17 protein-coding genes are annotated in these 22,936 nt (G+C 58.9%); 16 read left to right on the top strand and 1 reads right to left on the bottom strand.

What is annotated here, in order from left to right:
- The first annotated feature begins 12 nt into the window (after window positions 1–12).
- The 5 genes from flgB to QRN38_RS23890 all read left to right on the top strand — a co-directional run bounded on the left by flgB (window position 13) and on the right by QRN38_RS23890 (window position 4,869).
- A complete protein-coding gene (gene flgB, locus QRN38_RS23910) occupies window positions 13–420 on the top strand; it encodes a flagellar basal body rod protein FlgB (RefSeq protein ID WP_005767037.1) in 408 nt (135 codons plus the stop codon).
- Window positions 421–423: 3 nt separating this feature from the next.
- On the top strand, window positions 424–864 hold the full coding sequence (flgC, locus tag QRN38_RS23905) for a flagellar basal body rod protein FlgC (protein WP_002554316.1): 441 nt from the start codon (window positions 424–426) through the stop codon (window positions 862–864).
- Window positions 865–879: 15 nt separating this feature from the next.
- Window positions 880–1,569 carry a flagellar hook assembly protein FlgD gene (gene flgD, locus QRN38_RS23900; protein WP_057418946.1) on the top strand — a complete coding sequence of 230 codons (690 nt, stop codon included), beginning with the start codon at window positions 880–882 and terminating at the stop codon, window positions 1,567–1,569.
- Between the two features lie 25 nt (window positions 1,570–1,594).
- Window positions 1,595–2,920, top strand: a complete 1,326-nt coding sequence (gene flgE / locus QRN38_RS23895) for a flagellar hook protein FlgE (protein ID WP_005767033.1) — start codon at window positions 1,595–1,597, stop codon at window positions 2,918–2,920.
- A 188-nt stretch (window positions 2,921–3,108) separates the two neighbouring features.
- Window positions 3,109–4,869 (top strand): flagellar hook-basal body complex protein, encoded by a 1,761-nt coding sequence (locus QRN38_RS23890; RefSeq protein ID WP_057418947.1) that lies wholly within the window; start codon window positions 3,109–3,111, stop codon window positions 4,867–4,869.
- Here QRN38_RS23890 and QRN38_RS23885 read toward each other — a convergent pair whose 3' ends face one another.
- Entirely contained in the window at window positions 4,870–5,061 is a 192-nt protein-coding gene (locus QRN38_RS23885; protein WP_057418948.1) for a hypothetical protein, read from the bottom strand.
- Window positions 5,062–5,344: 283 nt separating this feature from the next.
- On the opposite strand from QRN38_RS23885, the gene QRN38_RS23880 reads away from it, so the two are divergent.
- The 11 genes from QRN38_RS23880 to QRN38_RS23830 all read left to right on the top strand — a co-directional run bounded on the left by QRN38_RS23880 (window position 5,345) and on the right by QRN38_RS23830 (window position 22,883).
- On the top strand, window positions 5,345–6,085 hold the full coding sequence (locus QRN38_RS23880) for a flagellar basal body rod protein FlgF (RefSeq protein WP_005767027.1): 741 nt from the start codon (window positions 5,345–5,347) through the stop codon (window positions 6,083–6,085).
- 46 nt (window positions 6,086–6,131) lie between these two features.
- A complete protein-coding gene (flgG, locus tag QRN38_RS23875) occupies window positions 6,132–6,920 on the top strand; it encodes a flagellar basal-body rod protein FlgG (protein ID WP_002554310.1) in 789 nt (262 codons plus the stop codon).
- 84 nt (window positions 6,921–7,004) lie between these two features.
- Window positions 7,005–7,718 (top strand): flagellar basal body L-ring protein FlgH, encoded by a 714-nt coding sequence (gene flgH, locus QRN38_RS23870; RefSeq protein WP_005767025.1) that lies wholly within the window; start codon window positions 7,005–7,007, stop codon window positions 7,716–7,718.
- Window positions 7,719–7,731: 13 nt separating this feature from the next.
- A complete protein-coding gene (locus tag QRN38_RS23865; RefSeq protein ID WP_005767023.1) occupies window positions 7,732–8,841 on the top strand; it encodes a flagellar basal body P-ring protein FlgI in 1,110 nt (369 codons plus the stop codon).
- A gap of 10 nt (window positions 8,842–8,851) precedes the next feature.
- Window positions 8,852–10,102, top strand: a complete 1,251-nt coding sequence (flgJ, locus tag QRN38_RS23860; RefSeq protein WP_005767021.1) for a flagellar assembly peptidoglycan hydrolase FlgJ — start codon at window positions 8,852–8,854, stop codon at window positions 10,100–10,102.
- A gap of 11 nt (window positions 10,103–10,113) precedes the next feature.
- Complete coding sequence (gene flgK, locus QRN38_RS23855; RefSeq protein ID WP_024667607.1) at window positions 10,114–12,174, top strand: flagellar hook-associated protein FlgK; 2,061 nt, start codon at window positions 10,114–10,116, stop codon at window positions 12,172–12,174.
- 13 nt (window positions 12,175–12,187) lie between these two features.
- On the top strand, window positions 12,188–13,780 hold the full coding sequence (locus tag QRN38_RS23850; protein ID WP_007244379.1) for a flagellar hook-associated protein 3: 1,593 nt from the start codon (window positions 12,188–12,190) through the stop codon (window positions 13,778–13,780).
- Between the two features lie 88 nt (window positions 13,781–13,868).
- Window positions 13,869–17,444: a glycosyltransferase gene (locus QRN38_RS23845; RefSeq protein ID WP_057418949.1), complete on the top strand. Its 3,576-nt coding sequence runs from the start codon at window positions 13,869–13,871 to the stop codon at window positions 17,442–17,444.
- Window positions 17,445–17,586: 142 nt separating this feature from the next.
- Window positions 17,587–20,493 carry a glycosyltransferase gene (locus tag QRN38_RS23840; RefSeq protein ID WP_057418950.1) on the top strand — a complete coding sequence of 969 codons (2,907 nt, stop codon included), beginning with the start codon at window positions 17,587–17,589 and terminating at the stop codon, window positions 20,491–20,493.
- A 285-nt stretch (window positions 20,494–20,778) separates the two neighbouring features.
- Window positions 20,779–21,705 carry a ketoacyl-ACP synthase III gene (locus QRN38_RS23835; protein WP_007244376.1) on the top strand — a complete coding sequence of 309 codons (927 nt, stop codon included), beginning with the start codon at window positions 20,779–20,781 and terminating at the stop codon, window positions 21,703–21,705.
- A 329-nt stretch (window positions 21,706–22,034) separates the two neighbouring features.
- Window positions 22,035–22,883 (top strand): flagellin domain-containing protein, encoded by an 849-nt coding sequence (locus tag QRN38_RS23830; RefSeq protein ID WP_005738283.1) that lies wholly within the window; start codon window positions 22,035–22,037, stop codon window positions 22,881–22,883.
- Window positions 22,884–22,936: the final 53 nt, after the last annotated feature.

Below are 22,936 nucleotides of genomic sequence, written 5' to 3'. Positions count from 1 at the left end.
AGGTTTCCCGACATGAGCATCAGCTTCGATAAAGCACTAGGCATACATGAAAAGGCTCTGAACTTCCGGGCTCAGCGTGCAGAGGTGTTGGCCAACAACATTTCCAACGCCGACACCCCGAATTTCAAGGCTCGCGATCTGGAGTTCTCTTCGGTGCTGGCTGCCGAAAACGACAAGGCCCAGAACGGTCATTTCGCGCTGAACAAGACCAACAGCCGCCATATCGAAGCCGAGGGCATGGGGAATGACGATGGCACGCTGATGTATCGCACGCCGTCGCAGCCTTCGCTGGACCAGAACACCGTTGACTCGCAGGTCGAGACGGCCAGTTATACCGAGAACGCCATGGGCTTCCAAGCCAGCTTCACATTGCTCAACAGCAAGTTCAAAGGGCTGGTTGCAGCCCTTCGCGGAGAATAATTCATGTCACTAGCCAATGTGTTCAACATTGCCGGTAGCGCCATGAGTGCACAGACCACGCGTCTGAACACTACGGCCAGTAACATCGCCAACGCCGAGACCGTGTCGTCGAGCATGGACCAGACCTATCGCGCCCGTCACCCGGTGTTTGCCACCGTGATGCAGGGTCAGCAGTCCACAGGCGGTTCGTTGTTCCAGGATCAGGGCGAAGCGGGGCAGGGCGTTCAGGTCAACGGCATCATCGAAGACAGTTCCAACCTCGAAGCGCGCTACGAGCCCAATCATCCTTCCGCTGACAAGGACGGGTATGTCTATTACCCCAACGTCAATGTCGTGGAAGAAATGGCCGACATGATTTCTGCCAGCCGGTCTTTCCAGACCAACGCTGAAATCATGAACACCGCTAAATCCATGATGCAGAAGGTTCTGACCCTCGGTCAGTGATAAAAGGCGAACGTTATGGCCGTTGATAGCACCTCATCAAGCACCGTTTCATCGACATTTCTGGACAAGTTGCAGAACCCCACTGCGACCGCGACGAACTCTACCGGCACGCTGGGCAAAGACGCGTTCCTGCAGTTGCTCGTGACCCAGATGAAGAACCAGAACCCGCTGGACCCGCAGGACAACACGCAGTTCGTGGCCCAATTGGCGCAGTTCAGCAGCCTTGAAAGCATGCAGAACCTGACGAAGACAGTTGACACGATTGCCTCCAGCTATCAGTCGTCGCAGGCCTTGCAGGCATCGTCGCTGGTCGGCCGCTCGGTAATCATCGATTCGAGCTCCACCACCGTGGATACCACCAAGGGCATGACCGGTTCGATTGTTTTGCCGAGCGCCACTTCGGCGACGAGTGTGAAGGTTTATGACGCGCAATCGAACCTGGTCGACACCGTCGAACTGGGTGCGCAGAAAGCCGGCACCATCAGCTTCGCCTGGGACGGTACCGACGGCGACGGTGCCCCGGTTGCGTCGGGCAACTACACCTTCAAGGCTGAAGGTTCGGTTGACGGCAAGAACACACAGCTTTCGACTTACCTGCCTGCCACGGTCAACAGCGTCACGTTGGGTGTGAATGGTGCAGAAACAATGCTCAATCTGGCCAGCGGCAGTGTTGCCTTGTCCAAAGTTCAAACCATCGGATTGTAGAGCCTACCAGGCGCAGGAGTGAAACATGTCTTTCAATATCGGCCTTAGTGGGCTCTATGCTGCAAACAAAAGTCTCGACGTTACCGGCAACAACATTGCCAACGTTGCAACGACCGGCTTCAAGTCTTCGCGTGCGGAGTTTGCCGACCAGTATGCCCAGTCTATTCGCGGCACGTCCGGGCAAACTAACGTGGGCAGCGGTGTATCGACCGCAGCGGTTTCTCAGCAGTTTTCTCAGGGCAACCTGACAACCGGTACTGCCAACAGCCTTGACCTTGCCATCAACGGCAACGGTTTCTTTATGCTCAGTAATAACGGCGAGAAGCTGTACACCCGTGCCGGTGCATTCCACACCGACAAGGAAGGCTTTGTCGTCAACAGCGGCGGCATGAAGTTGCAGGGTTACAACGTTGATGCCAACGGCAGTGTGGTCACTGGTGCGCTGAGCGACTTGAAGGTGGACTCGTCCAACCTCGAGCCCAAGGCGACCTCGGCGATCACTAACGTTGCCAACCTGAACTCCACTACTGCCTTGCCGACCCTTACCACGTTCGATGCTACCGACACCAAGTCGTACAACATGAAGTACAGCACGCCAACCTACGACACTCAGGGTAACGCGCATACGCTGGATCAGTACTTCGTCAAGACCGGCACCAACACTTGGTCCATGTACTCGCTGATGGACGGTCGCAGCATTTCCGACCCGACCACCACCGCAGCTGACAAGAACGACCTGACATTCGACTCCTCGGGTAATCTGGTGGTTGCAGCACCGGGCACCGTGCCGTCCGACAGCGCGAACATCAAGTTCAACACTGACGGCACCTTCACCGTCGCCAACTGGGTACCGGGTGTGCAGACCGGTACCGGCACGACCACCAGTTGGGTGGCGAATGGTGCCACGGGTGCTTCCATCAAGCTGAACATGGCTGGCATCACCCAGACCGCGTCGGTGTCGGGTCTGATCACTCAGGATCAGGACGGTTACGCCACTGGCCAGCTCAGCGCCATGAGCGTCGATGCGACCGGTAATCTGTTCGCGACTTACACCAACGGCAAATCTCAGGTGATCGGTCAGACTTCGCTGACCAACTTCGCCAACGTCCAGGGTCTGGCGCAGGCGGGTGGTACCAACTGGCGTGAAACCTTCGCCTCTGGCGTTCCGGTGAGCGGCGTTCCGGAGTCCGGTACCCTGGGTTACATCACCGGTCAGGCGCTGGAAGAGTCCAACGTCGACCTGACAATGGAACTGGTCAACCTGATCAAGGCGCAGAGCAACTACCAGGCTAACGCCAAGACCATCTCCACTCAAAGCACCATCATGCAGACCACTATTCAGATGACTTGATAGTGTGACGCATTGAATGAAGCCCCTTTTCGAAGGGGCTTTTTTTTATATTTTTTTCAGCCTGATGAAGTATCCGGCAAGTTTAAAACTTACGGAAAGTTCAGTCGTTGGGCTTGGAAACTTCCTACGCACGATGGTGTGAGAATAAAACTTCCTTATAAACTGCCACGTGTGGCAAGGAAGTGCTCATGTCATTCAATACAGCGATCAGTGGTATTAACGCTGCAAACAAAAGACTGGAAGTGGCGGGCAACAATATTGCCAACTCCGGGACCATCGGTTTCAAGTCATCGCGGGCGCAGTTCTCGGCACTGTATTCATCTGCCCAGTTGGGCAGTGGCCGCAATGCGATTGGCGACGGTGTGCGCCTTGCCGCGACCCAGCAGAATTTCAATCAGGGCGACAGCATGACCACGTCCGGCAACCCGCTGGACATGCGCATTCAGGGCAACGGCTTTTTTGTGGTGAGCGACAAAGGATCGCTTGCCTATACCCGGGCCGGAGCTTTCCTCAAGGATGCGGCCAATTTCGTCGTCGACAGCGACGGCGGACGCCTGCAGGGATACGCCGCCAACGATAAGGGCGAGATTATGCGCGGCCTGCGCACCGACCTGCAGATTGACACCTCGAATGTGGCCGCCAGAGCCACGACGCGGGTTGCCGAGAACATCAACCTCGACGCCTCGTTGCCGTCACTTGCCCGGTTGCCGGCGTTCGACCCTGCCGACCCCGCCACTTACACCCGTGCCATCGGCCGAACCATTCAGGACGCAGGGTCTGGCACCGGTGCTGGCGCGGTGCCCGCGGCAGATCATGAACTCAAGCAGTATTTCGTCAAGACCGGCGACAGCCAGTGGTCTATGTATGTGCTGGTCGACGGGCGTAATCCGGTGGACCCCAACAGCGTGGCCCCTTTACACGTCACCCTCGAGCAAAAGCCCAACGGGTCGCTTTCGTACAGCGGCAATAGTCAGCACCTGCGCAAGATTTCCGACACCGAGTTTGCCCTGCAGGGCTGGCGGCCGGCTCACGAGGTGAATGGGGCCTGGATGAGCAATGGCGCGGCCAGTGGCGGTGCGGTTTCGCTGCCGTTGATCGATGGGTCAGCCAGTATGCTTGATCCGGCCGACGCGGTGATGGATCGACCCGTTCCGGCGTTTGATTCGCTGGACCTGAAAACCTACAGCGATATGTTTGCCAATGCGATTTTTGACAGTCAGGGCAATCAGCACGAGCTGAAACAGTATTTCGTCAAGGATGGCAACAACAGTTGGCGCATGCATGTACTGATTGACGGGCGCAACCCGCAGATGCCCGATTCCACCGAGCCGCTGACGGCTAACATCGTTTTTGATTCCGGCGGTTCGGTGCGTTCGCTGACCGGCAGTTCGGGGCTGGTGAGCACCAACGGCGGCGGGCTGCAGCTTAACGGCTGGACGCCGGCAATGCCTGCCGAGCGGGTAACGGGGCAGGATCGCTGGGTGTCCAACGGCGCGGCCGGCAGTGCAAACGGCATTGAACTGGACTTCACCAACCTGCTACAGCACAACGCTGCCAGCTCGCGTTCCTCGACCCACGTGGACGGGCATGCAGCGGGGCAGTTGAGCAGTCTGAGTGTGGGGCGTGATGGCATCCTGCGCGCCGGTTTTACCAACGGCATGAACAAGAATATCGGCCAGGTGATACTCGCCAGCTTCGCCAACCCGCAGGGTTTGCAGGCGCGTAGCGATACTCGCTGGACAGAGTCCGCAGAGTCCGGCGTTGCCGATTACGAGGTGCCGGGCGTCGGCACGCTGGGCAGTCTGGTCGGCGGCGCGCTGGAGGGCTCCAACGTGGTATTGGCCGATGAGCTGATTGCGTTGATCCAGGCGCAGACGGCGTATCAGGCCAACTCCAAGGCGATATCGACGGAGGCGACGGTCATGCAGACGCTGATTCAGTCGACCTGATCAGATTGAGCAGTCGGATTTCACGAAGTGACCTTTCAGGCGGGTCCAGCCTGGCCCCGGGCTGGTCTGGGCGCAGACAATCCGGCTGTCGCCCTGCCATCGGTAATAGTGGGCAGGGGCAGCCTGGCAAAGCAGGGCGAAGGTCATCAGGCTCGCGGTTGCGACGCCGACAACGCACATACGAAAAGGCATGACAGTTCCCGTTCAAGGCTGGGGTGCCTGCAAGATTATCACTGTCCATTCGCCTGTAAGCGCGTGTCGATGAAGTTTTTTTGGCGGTGTGTCCTGCTCGATGATCAGCAGGCGGCAGTCCGCCGCCGCTATTGGAAGGCGCTTTGCCGGAAGGTGATCGTCGCGTGCCGGTTTTTGCTGGTTAATCAGGCATTTGTATCGAGGCTGACAAGTTGGTTCAAAAATTGCTTTAACCCTTTCAGAACAGCTACAGGCGGCAAGCGTCTGTCGGAGGAGGAAGACTGTGGACAAGTTGCTTTACGTCGCCATGAGCGGTGCATCCGAAAACGCGATTGCGCAGAAGGCTCACGCCAACAACCTGGCAAACGTTTCGACCAATGGCTTCATGCGTGACCTTGAACAGGCCCGCTCGATGCCGGTGTTTGGCGAGGTCATGCCGTCGCGTGCCTACGCCATGAGCGAGCGTCCGGGTACTGACTTCTCCGGTGGCGCGATGGTCGAGACCGGCCGCGAACTGGACATCGCCATCAAGGGCGATGGCTGGATTGCCGTGCAGACTCCCGACGGTGGCGAAGCCTACACACGTAGCTCCGGCATGAACATCGACGCCCTGGGTGTGTTGCGCGACGGCAGTGGTTTGCCGGTAATGGGCAACGGCGGTCCGATTGCCGTGCCGCCGCAGCAGCAGATCGAGATCGGCGCCGACGGCACGATCAGCATTCGCTCGCTGGGCGAGAGCCCGCAGGTGATGGCGCAGGTCGACCGTATCAAGCTGGTCAAGCCTGACCTCAAAACCATGGAAAAAGGCCCCGATGGCCTGATCCACACCAAGAGCGGCCGGCCTGCCGATGCAGACGCCACCGTTCAGGTCGAGTCCGGCTTTCTGCAGGCGAGCAACGTCAATGCGGTCGAGGAAATGACTTCGGTGCTGGCCTTGTCCCGTCAATTCGAATTGCACGTCAAGATGATGAAGACCGCCGAAGAAGACGACCAGTCGATGGCTCGCGTCTTGCAACTTGGCTAATCAATGACAGCTTGCGCCGACAAACCGGCGCTTGAGGAGAACACACATGCTTCCTGCACTATACGTCGCCAAAACCGGCCTTGCCGCTCAGGACACCAACCTGACCACCATCTCCAACAACCTGGCGAACGTTTCGACCACAGGTTTCAAGAGTGATCGTGCCGAGTTCCAGGACTTGCTGTATCAGATCAAGCGTCAGCCAGGTGCTCAGTCCACTCAGGACAGCGAGCTGCCATCGGGCCTGCAACTGGGTACCGGTGTGCGCATCGTCGGCACGCAGAAGAACTTCACTGCTGGCAGCCTGCAAACCACCAACAACCCGCTGGACCTGGCGGTCAACGGTCGCGGTTTCTTCCAGGTGACCCAGCCTGACGGCACCGTGGCCTACAGCCGCGACGGTACGTTCCACCTGGACGCCAACGGCCAGATCGTCACTGCCAATGGCTACGCTCTGGAGCCTGCGATTGTGGTTCCGCAGAATGCCCAGACCTTCACGGTCGGCCAGGACGGTACTGTTTCGGTGACGCTGGCAGGTGCAACCGCCACGCCGCAGATCATCGGCAACATCCAGACCGCCGACTTCATCAACCCGGCTGGCCTGCAGGCCATCGGTGGCAACCTGTACCTGGAAACCGGTTCGAGCGGCGCGCCGCAGATCGGCACGCCCGGCCTCAACGGCCTGGGCCCGACCCTGCAGAACACTCTGGAAAACTCCAACGTCAGCACCGTCGAGGAACTGGTCAACATGATCACGACTCAGCGCGCTTACGAGATGAACTCCAAAGTGATCTCGACGGCTGACCAGATGCTGCAAAACCTGACTCAGAACCTGTAAGGCCCTGATGTTGCTGTTGGTAAAACTGCTCAATCCGACGGGGCGCCTGATAAGCGCCTGCTACACCGCGAGGTTTCAAGTGTCATGAACCGCCCTGGTTTTCCGCGTTTTTCAGTGTTGATCGCTTCATTGTGCGGGATCACCCTGCTGTCTGGTTGTGTTGCGCCGGCGGCCAAGCCCAATGACCCTTACTACGCTCCGGTGTTGCCGCGTACGCCCATGTCGGCCGCTTCGAACAATGGCGCTATCTATCAGGCCGGCTTCGAGCAGAACCTGTACGGCGACCGCAAGGCGTTCCGCGTCGGCGACATCATAACCATCACGCTTTCCGAGCGTATGGCAGCGAGCAAGGCGGCGACCTCGGCAATGAGCAAGGACAGCACCAACAGTATTGGTCTGACCTCGCTGTTCGGTTCGGGCCTGACCACCAACAACCCGATTGGCGGCAACGACCTGAGCCTCAGCGCAGGCTACAACGGCGCCCGCACCACCAAGGGTGACGGCAAGGCCGCGCAGAGCAACAGCCTGACCGGCTCGGTTACCGTGACCGTTGCGGATGTGCTGCCCAACGGCATTCTGTCCGTGCGTGGCGAGAAGTGGATGACGCTCAATACCGGTGACGAACTGGTACGCATTGCCGGCCTGGTGCGCGCCGATGACATCGCAACCGACAACACGGTGTCTTCTACCCGTATTGCCGATGCACGTATTACCTATTCGGGGACCGGAGCCTTTGCCGATACCAGCCAGCCAGGCTGGTTCGACCGGTTCTTCCTCAGCCCGTTGTTCCCTTTCTGATAGCGGGATAGACATGATCAAGCTCAAGCAACTGATAGCCGCGACCTTGCTGTTGTCTGCAGCGTTCGGCGCACACGCCGAACGTCTGAAAGACATCGCCAGCATCTCCGGCGTGCGGGCCAACCAATTGATCGGTTACGGTCTGGTGGTGGGGCTCAACGGTACGGGCGACCAGACCACCCAGACCCCGTTCACGCTGCAGACCTTCAACAACATGCTCTCGCAGTTCGGCATCAAGGTGCCGGCAGGTTCGGGCACCGTGCAGTTGAAGAACGTCGCGGCCGTTGCGGTGTACGCGGATCTGCCAGCGTTTGCCAAGCCGGGTCAGACGGTCGATATCACCGTGTCCTCGATCGGTAACTCCAAGAGCCTGCGCGGCGGTGCGTTGTTGATGACGCCGATGAAAGGTGTCGACGGCAACGTCTACGCCATTGCGCAGGGCAACCTGGTGGTCGGCGGTTTTGACGCAGAAGGCCGCGATGGCTCGAAAATCACGGTTAACGTTCCGTCGTCGGGCCGTATTCCCGGTGGTGCGTCGGTCGAGCGTTCGGTACCGAGTGGCTTCAATCAGGGCAATACCCTGACCCTGAACCTCAACCGTTCCGACTTCACCACGGCCAAGCGGGTTGTGGACAAGATCAACGAATTGCTCGGCCCTGGCGTTGCCCAGGCGCTGGACGGCGGTTCGGTGCGTGTGACCGCGCCGCTTGATCCGGGCCAGCGTGTCGATTACCTGTCGATTCTGGAAAACCTGGAAGTCGATCCGGGCCAGACCGCTGCCAAGGTCATCATCAATTCGCGGACCGGCACTATTGTCATCGGTCAGAATGTCAAGGTGTCGCCTGCCGCTGTGACCCACGGCAGCCTGACCGTGACCATCACCGAAGACCCGATTGTCAGCCAGCCGGGTGCCTTGTCCGGTGGCCAGACCGCTGTTGTGCCACGCTCGCGGGTCAACGCCCAGCAAGAGCTGCACCCGATGTTCAAATTTGGTCCAGGCACCACGCTGGACGAGATCGTCCGTGCGGTCAATCAGGTGGGCGCTGCGCCCGGTGACCTGATGGCCATCCTCGAAGCCCTGAAACAGGCCGGCGCTTTGCAAGCCGACCTGATCGTCATCTGAGGAGTCGAGTATGGACATGCCCAAGAGCGGAATTTCGTCAGCGGTCGACTCCGGTGCCTACACCGACGTCAACCGGCTGGCGGCGTTGAAGCATGGCGACAAGGACAGCGTGGCCAACCAGAAGAAGGTTGCTCAGGAGTTCGAGTCGCTGTTCGTCAGCCAGATGCTCAAGGCCATGCGTTCGGCCAACGAAGTGCTGGCCAAGGACAATCCGATGAATACTCCGGCCACGCGCCAGTATCAGGACATGTATGACCAGCAACTGGCGGTCACATTGTCCACGCGCGGCAACGGTATCGGCCTGCAGGATGTGCTGATGCGCCAATTGTCGAAAGACAAGGGCATCAACCACGCGGCGGCGACAAACACCACCGACACCGCCAAGGCTGCAACGGCGACCGACGCAGCACCGGCCAAGACCGGCCTGGCGACCAGCGTCTACCAACGTCCGCTGTGGGCCACGCGTTCGGCAGCAGCGGATCAGGCGGCTGCCGCCGTTTCGGCCTCCGGTGAAGGGCGCAATGACATGGCGGCGCTCAATGCCCGTCGTCTGTCGTTGCCGACCAAACTCACCGATCGGCTGCTGGCAGGCATCGTTCCTTCTGCCACGGCCGCCGTCAGCAACAGCCCGGCACCGACTCGCGCGACCGCCAGCACGCCCGGTAACAACGGCGACTGGACACTTGATCCCAACCTGGCACCTGCGCCGGAATACGTTCGCTCCATGGCCCAGCCACCGCTGGCGCCAGCCAAGCGCGCTTTCAGCAACGCCGACCAGTTTGTCGAGACCATGTTGCCGCTCGCCAAGGAAGCGGCAGCGCGCATCGGCGTCGACCCGGTCATGCTGGTCGCGCAGGCGGCATTGGAAACCGGCTGGGGCAAGTCGATCATGCGTCAGCAGGACGGCAGCAGCAGTCACAACCTGTTCGGCATCAAGGCCGCTGGCAGTTGGAAGGGTGCCGAAGCGCGCGCCATCACCAGCGAGTTCCGCGACGGCAAGATGGTCAAGGAGACGGCAGACTTCCGCTCGTACGACTCCTACGCCGACAGCTTCCACGACCTGGTCAGCCTGCTGCAGAACAACAATCGTTATAAAGATGTGGTCAACTCGGCCGATAAACCGGAACAGTTTGTAAAAGAATTGCAGAAGGCCGGGTATGCAACTGACCCGGCCTATGCCAGCAAGATTTCGCAGATCGCGAAGCAGATGAAGAGTTACCAGACTTACGCCGCTGCAACGGGCTCTTCCACGACTTTATAAGGTTTTGAATCATGTCGCTGATTTCAATTGGGCTCTCAGGTATCAATGCCAGCAGTGCCGCGATCAACACCATCGGTAACAACACGGCCAACGTGGATACCGCCGGTTACTCGCGTCAGCAGGTGATGACCACGGCTTCGGCACAGATCAATATCGGTCTGGGTGTCGGTTACATCGGCACCGGTACGACGCTGTCCGACGTGCGTCGCATCTACAACGGCTACCTTGATGCCCAATTGCAAACCAGTACTGCCCTGAGCGCCGACGCGGTTGCGTATTCCGGCCAGGCCAGCAAGACCGATACGCTGCTGTCCGACAGCGCGACCGGCGTGTCCACGCAGCTGGCTGACTTTTTCACCAAGATGCAGGGCATTGCCACCAATGCCACGCAGTCGTCGGACCGTTCGTCATTCCTGACTCAGGCATCTGCCTTGAGCTCGCGTTTCAATTCGGTCGCTTCGCAGTTGTCGTCGCAGAATGACAACGTCAATGCCCAGCTCACCACCTTCACCAAACAGGTCAACGAGCTGACCACGACGCTGGCAAGCCTGAACAAACAGATCACCCAGGCCGGGGCGGGCAACACCACGCCCAACTCGCTGCTCGATTCGCGCAACGAAGCCGTCCGCCAGCTCAACGGTCTGGTCGGCGTGAAAGTGGTCGAAAACAACGGCAACTACGATATTTATACCGGTACTGGCCAGTCGCTGGTCAGTGGCGGCACGTCGTACACCATGTCGGCGACCCCGAGCCCGGCCGATCCGCTGCAGTACAACGTGCAGATCGCTTACGGCCAGACCAAGACTGACGTGACCTCGGTGATTACCGGTGGCTCGATCGGCGGCCTGCTGCGTTACCGCTCCGATGTACTGGTGCCTGCGACCAATGAACTCGGTCGTGCGGCGATGGTGCTGGCCGATCAGGTCAATAGCCAGATGAGCCAGGGCATCGACAGCAAAGGCAACTTCGGCAGCAGCCTGTACGCCAACATCAACAGTGCCGACGCCATTTCGCAGCGCAGTACCGGCAAAACCACCAACAGCGCCGGTTCCGGCAACCTGGACGTGACCATTGGTGATACCAGCAAGCTGACTGCCGACGACTATGAAGTCACTTTCAACGACGCCTCCAACTTCACGGTGCGACGCCTGCCCAACGGCGAAAGCGTCGGCACCGGTGCGCTGACAGACAACCCGCCCAAGCAATTCGACGGCTTCAGTGTCAGCCTCAAAGGCAATGCGCTGGCTGCGGGCGACATCTTCAAGGTCACCCCGACACGCAACGGTGCCTCGGGTATTTCGGTGGTATTGACCGATCCCAAGGACATTGCAGCCGCCGCGCCATTGACCGCGACTGCCGGGGCAAGCAACTCGGGCACAGGTGGCTTTACCCAGCCGGTGTTGAGCACCAAATCCAACATCTACAACAGCGTTCAGACGGCTGACCTGCGTAACGCGGTCAAAGACTCCGCGCCGATGAAGCTGGTGATGGGCGCGGTCAGCAGCACCGGTGTTCAAAGCTACACGCTGATCAATGCAAGTGGCTCACCTGTGCTCGACCAGAATGGCACCGCGGTGAGCGGCACGATCATTCAGGGTCAGAGCAACGCGCTCAAGCTGAGCGTCGGTTACACCGATAACACGACTACGCCAGCCAGCAAGGCGGCGTTCGAAGTGCAGATGACCCTGTCCGGCTCGCCACTGGCCAATGACACGTTCAGCATCGGCCTGACCGGTGCCGGCTCTTCGGACAACCGCAATGCCTTGGCAATAGTGGGGCTGCAGACCGCCAAGACCGTCGGCGTCACCAATGGCGGCGTGGGCACCAGCCTGTCCGGCGCTTACTCTGATCTGGTGTCGGTCGTCGGTACACTGGCAGGGCAGGGCAAGAGTGATGTCACCGCCAGTGCGGCAGTCGTTGCACAGGCCAAGTCTGCGCGTGATTCGGTTTCGGGCGTATCGCTCGATGAAGAAGCGGCCAACCTGATCAAGTATCAGCAGTACTACACGGCCTCGTCGCAGATCATCAAGGCGGCCCAAACCATTTTCAGCACGCTGATCAACAGCCTTTAAGGAGTCGTGAACCATGCGGATCTCAACTACCCAGTTCTTCGAATCCACCAATGCCAACTATCAGCGTAATTATGCGAATGTGATCAAGACCGGTGATGAGGTCACCAGCGGTATCAAGCTCAATACCGCCAGTGATGATCCGGTAGGTGCTGCACGCGTTCTGCAACTGGCTCAGCAGAACTCCATGCTGACCCAGTACGCGTCGAACATCGGCACGATCAACACCAACATCGTCAATTCCGAAACCGCGCTGACCAGCATCGTCGATACGATGCAGGCGGCTCGTGAAGTGGTCGTGTCGGCCGGCAACGGTGCCTACACCGACTCCGACCGCCTGGCCAAGGCCGCCGAGCTCAAACAGTATCAGAGCCAGATTCTCGGCTTGATGAACAGCCAGGACGCCAACGGACAGTACATTTTCGCCGGCTCCAAGTCTTCGGCACCGCCGTACGCGCAGAACGCAGACGGTACTTATAGCTACAGCGGCGACCAGACCAGCGTCAATCTGGCGATTGGTGATGGCCTGGTGCTTCCAAGCAACACCACAGGCCATGAGGCATTCGAGCAAGCGGTCAACACCACCCGTACCTCGTCGACGCTGCTGTCGCCTGCGACCGACGACGGCAAGGTCGGCCTGACGGGCGGTCAGGTCACGTCCACCAGCGCCTATAACTCCGGTTATCAGTCTGGCGAACCGTACACCATGACGTTCCTCAGCGGCACGCAGTTCAAGATCACCGATGCCACGGGCACCGATGTCACGACCGATGCCTCGTCTGCCGGTAAATTCAACTACGCCTCGTTCGCTGACCAGACCTTCACCTTTCGCGGTGTAGAGCTGACCATGAACGTCAACCTGTCAGCCGCCGAGTCCGCCACGGCGGCAACCGCCGCTACCGCCCTGACCAATCGCAGCTATGAACTGGCCTCAACGCCAGACACGGTCTCGGCCTCGCGCAGCCCGGGCAACACGTCGGCTGCGACTATCAGCAGTTCGGCGGTGGGCAACACAACGGCTGACCGCACGGCGTTCAACAACACCTTCCCGCCCAATGGCGCGATTCTCAAGTTCACCAGCGCCACCGCCTACGACCTGTATGCGTCGCCCGTCACCAGCAGCAGCAAGCCGGTGTCGAGTGGCACACTGACCGGTTCGACCGCCAATGCGTCGGGCGTCAACTTTACCGTTAGCGGTACGCCGGCAGCCGGTGATCAGTTCGTCGTGGAGTCCGGCACGCACCAGACCGAGAACATCCTCAACACGCTTACCGCAGCGATCAAGGCGTTATCGACACCCACTGATGGCAATCTGGTCGCTTCGCAAAAGCTCGATGCCGCGTTGGGCTCCGCGCTTGGCAACATTTCGAGCAGCATTGATCAGGCGTCCACAGCGCGCTCCGCGGGCGGTGCACGTCAATTGGCGGCGACGGCGCAAGGGACGACCAACGAGCTGCTCAAGGGCAACAACACGGTTGAGCAGGGCACCTATGTCAACGCCGATATCGTCGAGGCCACTACCCGGTTGACGTTGCAGAAGACCATGCTGGACGCTTCCCAGCAGGTATTCGTCCAGTTGTCCAAGCTGAACCTGTTCAGCCAGCTGTAATCCTGGCGTTGAGCATCCGCCGTCTTTATTTCAGCGGTGAGGGAGGCTACTTGACCGGTAGCTTCCCGCCGCTCGCGAGTCTGTAATAGTGAATTCAGCCCCCCTCGTCAGTATCGTCATTCCCGCCTTCAATCCCCGGTTCTTCCACGCCGCGCTGCAAAGTGCCTTGAATCAGGTTTACGACAATCTGGAGATCATCGTCTGCGACGATTGCCGTACTGATGAAATCAGGGATATTTTCGACGAGTTGGTGCCCGCATCCAGCAACCTCGCACGTTACGTGCGCAACCCGCAGCGGCTGGGGTTTCAAGGCAACTTGCTGAAGTGCCTGGAAGAGTCGCGCGGCGAATACATCAAGTTTCTGTGTGACGACGACCGCCTCTTTCCGTATTTCATCGCCAATCAGGCAAGTGTTCTGGATGCCTATGAAGACGTGAGCCTGGTGGTTGGCCGACGGCATCTGGTCGACATTGATGACTATGTATTGCCGCCCCGCCTTGAAAACGTCGGGCTGGTGCCCTACGACGCGGTGTTCAAGGGCGTGGACATGCTGGCGATTTTCGAGCGCACGCCACGCAATTATCTGGGTGGGTTTAGTGCTGCCCTGATGCGCCGTGTCGATGTTCTGGAGTACCTGCCTTCTATTGCTCAGTCAGGACAGGGTTTTCTCGCACTGCTGGATTTCGCGCTGTTCATTTGCTTGCTGCGTCGGGGCAACTTGGCGGCCCTGCACACTATTCAAAACGTCGAGCGGCAGCATCCAGGTCGTTTCAGCAGCCAGCCAGACACGATTCAGAAGGCGACCACCGAATGGGGCTGGCTGGATGAAATGCTCAAGGCCCGCAGCGGTGAGCAGGCTCCCGCCCAAGGTTGGGTGCGCTTTTTGCCTTTGCGCAAGGCGCTGGAACAGCCGCGTGAGTGGGACGAGGTCGGCCTTTACGGGATAATGGCCAGTCGCCAGGGCGTCATGCACAGCCGGGTGGGCAGCAAAAGCGAAACCTACGCCGAGCTTTACACCGAGTGGTTGTCGTGTCGGCAATTTACCGCACCGCAGAGAAAACTGATCGAGCAGCGCATCGGCCAGTGGGCATGGCAGCCGCGCATTGTTCCGGTGGTCATCGACCCGTTTGGCGATGCCGAGGGGCTGGACATCACCCTGCGCGGCATTGCCGAGCAGGATTACGCCGCTGATTCGGTGGTGGTGCTGACCAATGCCGAGGTTGACGATGCGCAGGTGCTGCGCTTCTCCTTACAGCCGGACTGGGCGCGCCAGTTGAACGAAGTGCTGCCGCTGCTGGAGAACGCTGACTGGGTTTATCTGCTGCGTGCCGGGGACCGGCTGACCCAGCCGTCGCTGCTGGTGCTGGCTGAGCGAATCGCGCAACACGAAGGTCTGCTGTGCGTTTACAGCGACGAAGGCGCACTGGTCGATGGAAAATCCTGCGAGCCGATTTTCAAGCCTGATTTCAATCTGGACCTGATGCGGGCCTATCCGTATGTCGGCCGTACGTTGGCGTTCCAGCGCCGCAATCTGCTGGACACGGGCGGCCTGGACCCTGTGCACGGCGAACTGGCGCCGCACGATTTCGTCTGGCGCCTGGTGGAAGGCGTCGGGCCTCAGGCCATCGAACACATCGCCGAGGTTCAGGTGGAATCGACCCTGACCTTCGCGCAATGGCTGTCGCTGCCTCAGGTGATCAAGCACAACGAGTCGGTGGTATCGGCCCATCTTTCGCGCATTGGCCGAGAGCACGTTATCCACCATGATCAGTTGCCACTGTTGAACCGGATCGAATACCGGCATGCGGCCAGCCCGCTGGTATCGGTGATCATCACTACTCGGGATCAACTGTCAGCACTGGAGCGCTGTGTAGAAAGCCTGCTCAGCAATACCACCTACCCTCATTACGAAGTGCTGATCGTCGACAATGCCAGCGAGAGCGCGGACACCCGCGCCTGGTTTGCCGCGATGAGCGAGTTGGGCAGCGACAAGCTGCGCATTTATTCGCTGACCGAGCCGGGCAGCGAAGCCAGCGCGCAGAACCTCGCCGCCCGGCACGCCAATGGCGACTATCTGCTCATGCTCAGCCCACACGCCGTGCTGCATCAGGCGGACTGGCTGCAAGGCTTGCTCAACCATGCCCAGCGCCCCGAGGTGGGTATCGTCGGGCCACGAATCCTCACCCCGCAGGGCAATATTCTCTACGCGGGGATGGTGATGGGTATGGACGGGCTGGCGGGTCGGCCCTTCATCAATTACCCGGCGGGCTCAAGCAGCTACATGCAGCGCCTGCAACTGACGCAGAACTGGAGCGCGGTCAGTGGCAATTGCCTGATGGTGCGCAAGGACGTATTCGACGGCGCAGGCGCAATGGAGGCGGCAACCTTCACTCAAGGATTGCAGGACCTGGACCTGTGCATGCGGGTCGGACGTGAAGGCTACCTGATTGTCGGCACGCCGGATTCGTCACTGGTACTGGCCGAGCCCGCTGCCGCGGCACGATCCGAGGCGTCGCGTCAGGCGCTGGACAACGAGCAGCAATTGTTTTTCGAAAAATGGCTGCCGAAAATGGCCCGGGACCCGGCCTACAACTCCAATCTGAACCTCACCGAGGTGCAGGCCTTCGATCTTGACCCTGGTTTGCAGATGGGTTGGGAGCCGTTCTGCACCCGTCATCTGCCTTCGATTCTGGGCATGCTGGTCAACTCATCGGCAGTGGGCCACTACCGAGTCAGTCAGCCGATGCTTGAATTGATCGCGGCCGGGCGAGTGGTTGGCCGGATGTCTTATGAGTCTATTACGCCTGTTGAGGTCGAGCGCCAGCGTCCGGATGTTATTGTTTTTCAAGGGCGTTATTCCGAACCCAAGATCAAAGATATTGTTCTGGCCAAGAGCTATTCGAATGCCATGCGCATTTTTGAGCTGGATGACTACATCATCGATGTGCCCGAGCGAAACGAGCACCGGCGCAGCATGCCCGACAACATTGGCGAGATGGTGCGCAAGGGCATAGGCCTGTGCGACCGCGTGGTGGTGTCGACCCAGCCGCTGGCCCAGGCGCTGTCGAGCATGCACAGTGACATTCGCGTAGTGCCTAACATGTTGGCGCCGCACTTGTGGAGCAGCCTCAAAAGCCAGCGTCGCACCTCCGGCAAGCCGCGTATCGGCTGGGGCGGAGGGACCAGTCACCGGGGTGATCTTGAGCTGATTGTCGATGTGGTGCGCGAACTGGCCGATGAAGTCGAGTGGGTGTTCTTCGGCATGTGCCCGGACTTGCTCAAACCCTACATTCACGAGTTTCATACTGCGGTCAGCCTGCAAACGTACCCGGCCAAGCTGGCCAGCCTGAACCTTGACCTGGCCCTTGCGCCGCTTGAGTTTCATATCTTCAATGACTGCAAGAGCAACTTGCGTCTGCTGGAGTACGGCGCGTGCGGCTACCCGGTCATCTGTTCGGACACCGAAGCCTATCGCGGCCATTTGCCGGCCACCCGTGTCTACACCAACAGCTCCGAAGAGTGGTTGCAGGCGATTCGCATGCACTTGTCCGACCCTAATGCCAGCTACCGCATAGGCGATGAGTTGCGCGAAACGGTGCTGCGCGATTTCATGTTGCGTGGCGAAAATCTGCAATATTGGGCCAATGGCTGGTTGCCCGACTGACTCGACCTGTTTAATGCGCTCCAGCCAACTGACGGCTGGAGCTGTGCTGTTTTGCTCTTGCGTTGACCGGGCCTTCGGGTTATCAGGATGTCTTTTGGTCAACAGGATCAAGGCGCCATCGGTACGCTATTAAGGAAAGCTCATGCAAAGCCATTCTGGAAATGAAACCACCCCGTTGAGCCAGCGTCTGACCCTGCTGTTGCTTGCCGAGAATCAGTCGGACTTCCTGCGTCGTGCCCTGAAGTACTACAGCAGCCACCCGTGCAATCTGATTGTGGTCGATGCTTCGCCTGCGCCCGACGCACAGGTTGCCGAGCGTGCCGGCCTGCAGTACATCCACAATGCCGCGCTCAGTGAAGCCGGTCTCAGCGCCAGAATTGCAGAAGGCCTCAAGCAGGTGTCCACCCCCTTTGTGGCGTACGCACAGGTCGACAGTTTCCTGCTGCCTGATGCGCTCACCGAGGCGGTGAATTTCCTTGAAGCCAACGAGCATTATGGCGCTTGCCAAGGCTATAGCCTGGGTTATCAGGCCTACGTTGATCGCGTTGATTATTTTCGCCGCGACCGCAAGGTTCATGAGGACTACGCGTCTGATCAGGCCGATGAGCGGCTTCTGAGCTTTATGGGTCAGAGCCTGTCGCTGCTCAACGCCGTGACCCGGACCGGGCTGGCGCGTCAGTGGTTCACGTCGGTGCCTGAGGGCACCGAGCTGCACTGGCAGGACATCGGCCAGATGAGCTTTCTGGTTGCGGCTGCTGCGCTACGGATCCTGCCCATTCCCTATGCGTTGCACGTCAACGCTGAAAAGGAGGCAGAGCATCGCTATGGCGCTGCCATTGCAGGGGCGGTCAAACACATCGACCCCAAGGCGAAAGCCGAGCGCGAGACGCTTGCGCGCAGGGTTGTCTCGACGCTGGGCAATGTTCCGGGTTTTGACGGCGAGCAGGGCGCGCAGCACATATTGGCCGGCCTCGCAGCCATGGCTGAATGCCTCGAAACCCAGCCTTACCAAGCGGGCGAAAAAATCATCAGTTCGGTGTGGAACGTCGCGCTGGCGCAGGCAGATGCGCTGTTCGAGCCTCGCCAGTTCGTTGAGCTGCCGTTCTACAACCAGCCACTGTTCGATGAGCTGGCGAGAATCGAGTTTTTGATCCATCTGTTGCCGGCAGGTCATGCGCAACTGGAAGGGCTTGAGGCGGTGCTGGTCAAACAGGCCGAGCTGCTGCGTGTGCAGAGCAACCCGGACGCCGAGTCACTGTTGAGCCGTTTGTGGCAAGCCTACGCAAGATATGCCTTCAGCCACAGTGTCGTGCAAAGTCTGGCCGAGGAGTTGGGCAAGTCCGAGGACGAGGAAGACATTGAATGCGCCGAGCGCATCGTCGCCTGGGGCCAGCGTTTGCAGTCCGATTCCGCATTCGATAACAGCCAGTTGCTGAAAAGTATGGCTTCCGGCAAGTTGCTCGACTGGCTCGATTCACGTGATCCGGCCCCGGCACAACTGAAAAAGCTGACTGCGCAGCTGGCGCGTCGGCCAGCAGGTTCGCAGATTGGTATTTTGCTGCTTGATCTGGAAGCCGACGTGTTCAAGCTGCAGGCAACTTTCGACAGCCTGATCAACAGCCATTATAGGGCGTTCAAGGTCGTGGTGTTTACCACCGGCGACCTGCCAGCAACCACCACCCTGAACGACACGCTGCACTTCGTTAAAGTCGCCGAAAGCAATTATGTCGACAAGATCAATCAGGTCGTCAAACAGGCGTCCAGCGACTGGCTGATGCTGGTGCAGGCGGGTGAAGAGTTCACTCGCAGCGGTCTGTTGCTGGCCAGTGCCGAGCTGCTTGACGCTGGGCAATGCCGGGCGGTCGCGGTGGATGAAATTCACCGTCAAGCCAATGGCACCCTGGCACCGTTGTTCCGTCCGGGCTTCAACCTGGATCTGTTGCAGAGTGTGCCGACGCTGGCCGCTCGGCATTGGCTGGTGCGTCGCGAACTGTTGGTCGAGGCAGGCGGTTATTCGCGAGAGTTTCCCAAGGCGCTGGAATTCGACCTGCTGCTGCGCTTGATCGAACAGGGCGGCATGAGCGGTCTGGCGCATTTGAGCGAGCCGGTACTGATCTGCGATGCGCCCGAGCTTGAAGACAATCCGGACGAGCAAAAAGCGCTTACCCGTCATCTGGGCCAGCGTGGTTATCAGGCTGAAGTCAGTTCGGCATTGCCCGGCACCTACAAGATTGATTATCGCCATGCTCATCGGCCGATGGTCTCGATTCTGCTGCACAGCCAGGACAATCTGCCGCAATTGCAGCGTTGCCTGCACAGCATTTTGCAGCGCACCCGCTATCAGCGCTATGAAGTGTTGATTGGCGATAACGCCAGTACCTCTGCCGAGCTGTCGACCTGGCTTGACCAGCAGCAACAGTTGTCCAGCCGGGTGCGCGTATTCCGCGCCGATCAGCGTGTGAGCACCGCAGCGTTGCGCAATCTGGTCAGTCAGGAAGCCAAGGGTGAGTACTTGATTCTGCTGGATGCCGAGAGCCAGATCGTCAACGTGGGCTGGATTGAGTCACTGCTCAATCAGGTACAGCGCCCGGAAGTCGGCGTGGTCGGCGCACGTCTGGTGGACCGCGAGGGCACGGTGACCCAGGCAGGCCTGATTTTAGGGCTCAATGGCGGCGTGGGCTCAGGCTTTGTCGGCGAGCCGAAGACGTCCCGAGGTTACATGCAGCGCCTGGTGGTGGAGCAGAACTACTCTGCCGTGTCATCAGCGTGCCTGATCATTGCCAAGGAGCTGTTTGACGCGCTGGGTGGCCTGGATGAAGGGGCGTTTGCCGAGTCGCTGGGTGACGTCGATCTGTGTCTCAAGGCTGCGCAGGCAGGTTATCTGACTGTCTGGACCCCGCATGTTCAGGTGGTGCATTCGGGTGTGGTGCATGCGCCCGAACAGGCCCTTGGCGTGCTGATCGGCAAATGGTCGGCGCAGTTCGCGCAGGACGAAGCCTATAACGCCAATCTCGACCGCAATGGCCGTGGGTTCACGCTGGCGGTTTAAGCGTTATGCAGCAGGGGATCCGGCTGTTTTTGCGGCCGGATCGTCTCCCTCGCATCGCCACGCCACATCCTTTTTGCCCCTGCCAATAATCGCAAAGCGTGCACACAGGCGTGACCTGCGGGTCATAACGTGCATCTTCACTGTATTGTGTTACAGGGAACGACACACGCCTGGCTTGCTTTAACGTGCCCCGCGCCCTGAAAATGTCGGTAAATCACCTCTATTCTGTAGCGCCCTGATTTTATCGGGACGAAAAATGACCTGTTTACTCATCGGGAAGCCATGATGATTGGCATTAAAAACATAGCGAGTTACGTGCCCACTGCTGGCGTTGATAACTACGCTCAAGGTGCCAGTTTCGGCAAGGATGAAGATTTCATCCTCGGGAAAATCGGTTCCACCTTCCTGCCGCGCAAAGACGCTGGCCAGGAAACCTCGGATTTGTGCGTTGAAGCGGCCAACACGTTGTTTGCCAACAACCCGCAGCTCAAGCGCGAAAGCATCGACGTACTGATTGTCGTCACCCAGAACGGCGACGAAGAAGGGCTGCCACATACCGCTGCCATCGTTCAGGACAAACTGGGGCTGTCGACCAACGTTGCCGCGTTTGACATTTCGCTGGGCTGTTCCGGGTATGTCTATGGCATTTATGCGATCAAGGGCTTCATGGAAGCCGCAGGACTGAAAAACGGCCTGCTGATCACCGCTGACCCGTATTCGAAAATCGTCGATCCGCAGGATCGCAACACCACCATGTTGTTTGGCGATGCAGCCACGGCAACGTGGATGGGCGAGGGCGCTGCCTGGCAGTTGGGCAAGGCCAAATTCGGTACCGACGGTTCCGGTGCGCCGCACCTTAAGGTGAGCAACGGCGTGTTTTTCATGAATGGTCGTCAGGTGTTCAACTTTGCCTTGCTCAAGGTTCCCGCGCATTTGCATGAACTGCTGAGCGAGTCGGACCTGACGCCGGACGATATCGATGCGTTCTGCATCCATCAGGGCAGTGCTGCGATTGTCGATGCCGTTGCGCGTCGCTTTGAAGACAAGCCCGAGAAGTTTCTCAAGGACATGGTCGAAACGGGTAACACGGTGTCTTCAAGTATTCCATTGCTGATTGAAAAGCATGTGCTTAACTCTGAATGGCGTCGGGTTGCGCTGAGCGGTTTCGGTGTAGGCCTTTCCTGGGGTTCTGCAATTATCTATAAAGCCTGAATCACCGCAGGCAAAAAAAGAGCGCCCGTGGCTAGTTCATCGGGCGCTTTTTTTTGACTAATCGATTCATTGCACATTTTTAAACTTGCACGCGTGCCATCTGTGCGTGGCAAATGAAGTCCAGGCAGCAGTTCTCCTCGTGTCACATGGGTTCGGTTTCGCCTTAACTCCTTGTTTTATAAGGGGTGGAGGAATGATGGCAAAATATTCAAAAAAAATGCTCAAGCAACCTGCCATCGCGACGATAACTATTACGAAGGTTCTCTAGGCACACCCGGCGCTTGCAGGGGCCGGAAGCCACGTAGTACCAAACCAACGAGGAATTCATCATGGCTTTAACAGTAAACACCAACGTAGCATCGTTGAACGTCCAGAAGAACCTGGGTCGCGCCTCCGACGCTCTTTCGACCTCGATGACTCGTCTGTCCTCCGGTCTGAAAATCAACAGCGCTAAAGACGACGCTGCCGGCCTGCAAATCGCTACCAAGATCACTTCGCAGATCCGTGGCCAGACAATGGCGATCAAAAACGCCAACGACGGTATGTCCCTGGCGCAAACCGCTGAAGGCGCACTGCAAGAGTCGACCAACATTCTGCAACGTATGCGTGAACTGGCTGTTCAGTCCCGTAACGATAGCAACAGCTCCACCGACCGTGACGCGCTGAACAAAGAATTCACCGCGATGAGTTCCGAGCTGACCCGTATCGCTCAAAGTACCAACCTGAACGGCAAGAACCTGCTTGACGGTTCCGCCAGCACCATGACTTTCCAGGTCGGTTCCAACTCGGGTTCTTCGAACCAGATCACTTTGACTCTGAGCGCAAGCTTCGACGCAAACACCCTGGGTGTCGGTTCGGCAGTCACCATCGCTGGTTCCGATAGCACCACCTCGGAGACTAACTTCTCCGCCGCTATCGCCGCCATCGACTCGGCTCTGCAGACCATCAACTCCACCCGTGCTGACCTCGGTGCTGCACAAAACCGTCTGACCAGCACCATCTCCAACCTGCAGAACATCAACGAAAACGCCAGTGCTGCACTGGGTCGCGTACAAGATACCGACTTCGCTGCTGAAACTGCACAGCTGACCAAGCAACAGACTCTGCAACAGGCTTCCACCTCTGTTCTGGCTCAGGCTAACCAGCTGCCATCCGCTGTACTGAAACTGCTTCAGTAATATCGGCATGAGTTTTAGCGGGGGAGTGCGTAATAGCGCTCTCTCGCTTTTTT

Source organism: Pseudomonas sp. CFBP2511, assembly GCF_030209255.1.
Lineage (GTDB): Bacteria > Pseudomonadota > Gammaproteobacteria > Pseudomonadales > Pseudomonadaceae > Aquipseudomonas > Aquipseudomonas avellanae.
This window is presented reverse-complemented; position numbering and strand designations above follow the sequence as displayed.

Bases quoted from the DNA above. Each gene is read 5' to 3' on its own strand.
- QRN38_RS23830 (WP_005738283.1), top strand. From the start codon at position 22,035: ATGGCTTTAACAGTAAACACCAACGTAGCATCGTTGAACGTCCAGAAG.
- QRN38_RS23865 (WP_005767023.1), top strand. From the start codon at position 7,732: ATGATCAAGCTCAAGCAACTGATAGCCGCGACCTTGCTGTTGTCTGCA.
- QRN38_RS23890 (WP_057418947.1), top strand. From the start codon at position 3,109: ATGTCATTCAATACAGCGATCAGTGGTATTAACGCTGCAAACAAAAGA.
- flgH (WP_005767025.1), top strand. From the start codon at position 7,005: ATGAACCGCCCTGGTTTTCCGCGTTTTTCAGTGTTGATCGCTTCATTG.
- flgC (WP_002554316.1), top strand. From the start codon at position 424: ATGTCACTAGCCAATGTGTTCAACATTGCCGGTAGCGCCATGAGTGCA.
- flgG (WP_002554310.1), top strand. From the start codon at position 6,132: ATGCTTCCTGCACTATACGTCGCCAAAACCGGCCTTGCCGCTCAGGAC.
- QRN38_RS23885 (WP_057418948.1), bottom strand. From the start codon at position 5,061: ATGCCTTTTCGTATGTGCGTTGTCGGCGTCGCAACCGCGAGCCTGATG.
- flgB (WP_005767037.1), top strand. From the start codon at position 13: ATGAGCATCAGCTTCGATAAAGCACTAGGCATACATGAAAAGGCTCTG.
- flgE (WP_005767033.1), top strand. From the start codon at position 1,595: ATGTCTTTCAATATCGGCCTTAGTGGGCTCTATGCTGCAAACAAAAGT.
- QRN38_RS23835 (WP_007244376.1), top strand. From the start codon at position 20,779: ATGATTGGCATTAAAAACATAGCGAGTTACGTGCCCACTGCTGGCGTT.
- flgJ (WP_005767021.1), top strand. From the start codon at position 8,852: ATGGACATGCCCAAGAGCGGAATTTCGTCAGCGGTCGACTCCGGTGCC.
- QRN38_RS23840 (WP_057418950.1), top strand. From the start codon at position 17,587: ATGCAAAGCCATTCTGGAAATGAAACCACCCCGTTGAGCCAGCGTCTG.
- flgK (WP_024667607.1), top strand. From the start codon at position 10,114: ATGTCGCTGATTTCAATTGGGCTCTCAGGTATCAATGCCAGCAGTGCC.
- QRN38_RS23850 (WP_007244379.1), top strand. From the start codon at position 12,188: ATGCGGATCTCAACTACCCAGTTCTTCGAATCCACCAATGCCAACTAT.
- flgD (WP_057418946.1), top strand. From the start codon at position 880: ATGGCCGTTGATAGCACCTCATCAAGCACCGTTTCATCGACATTTCTG.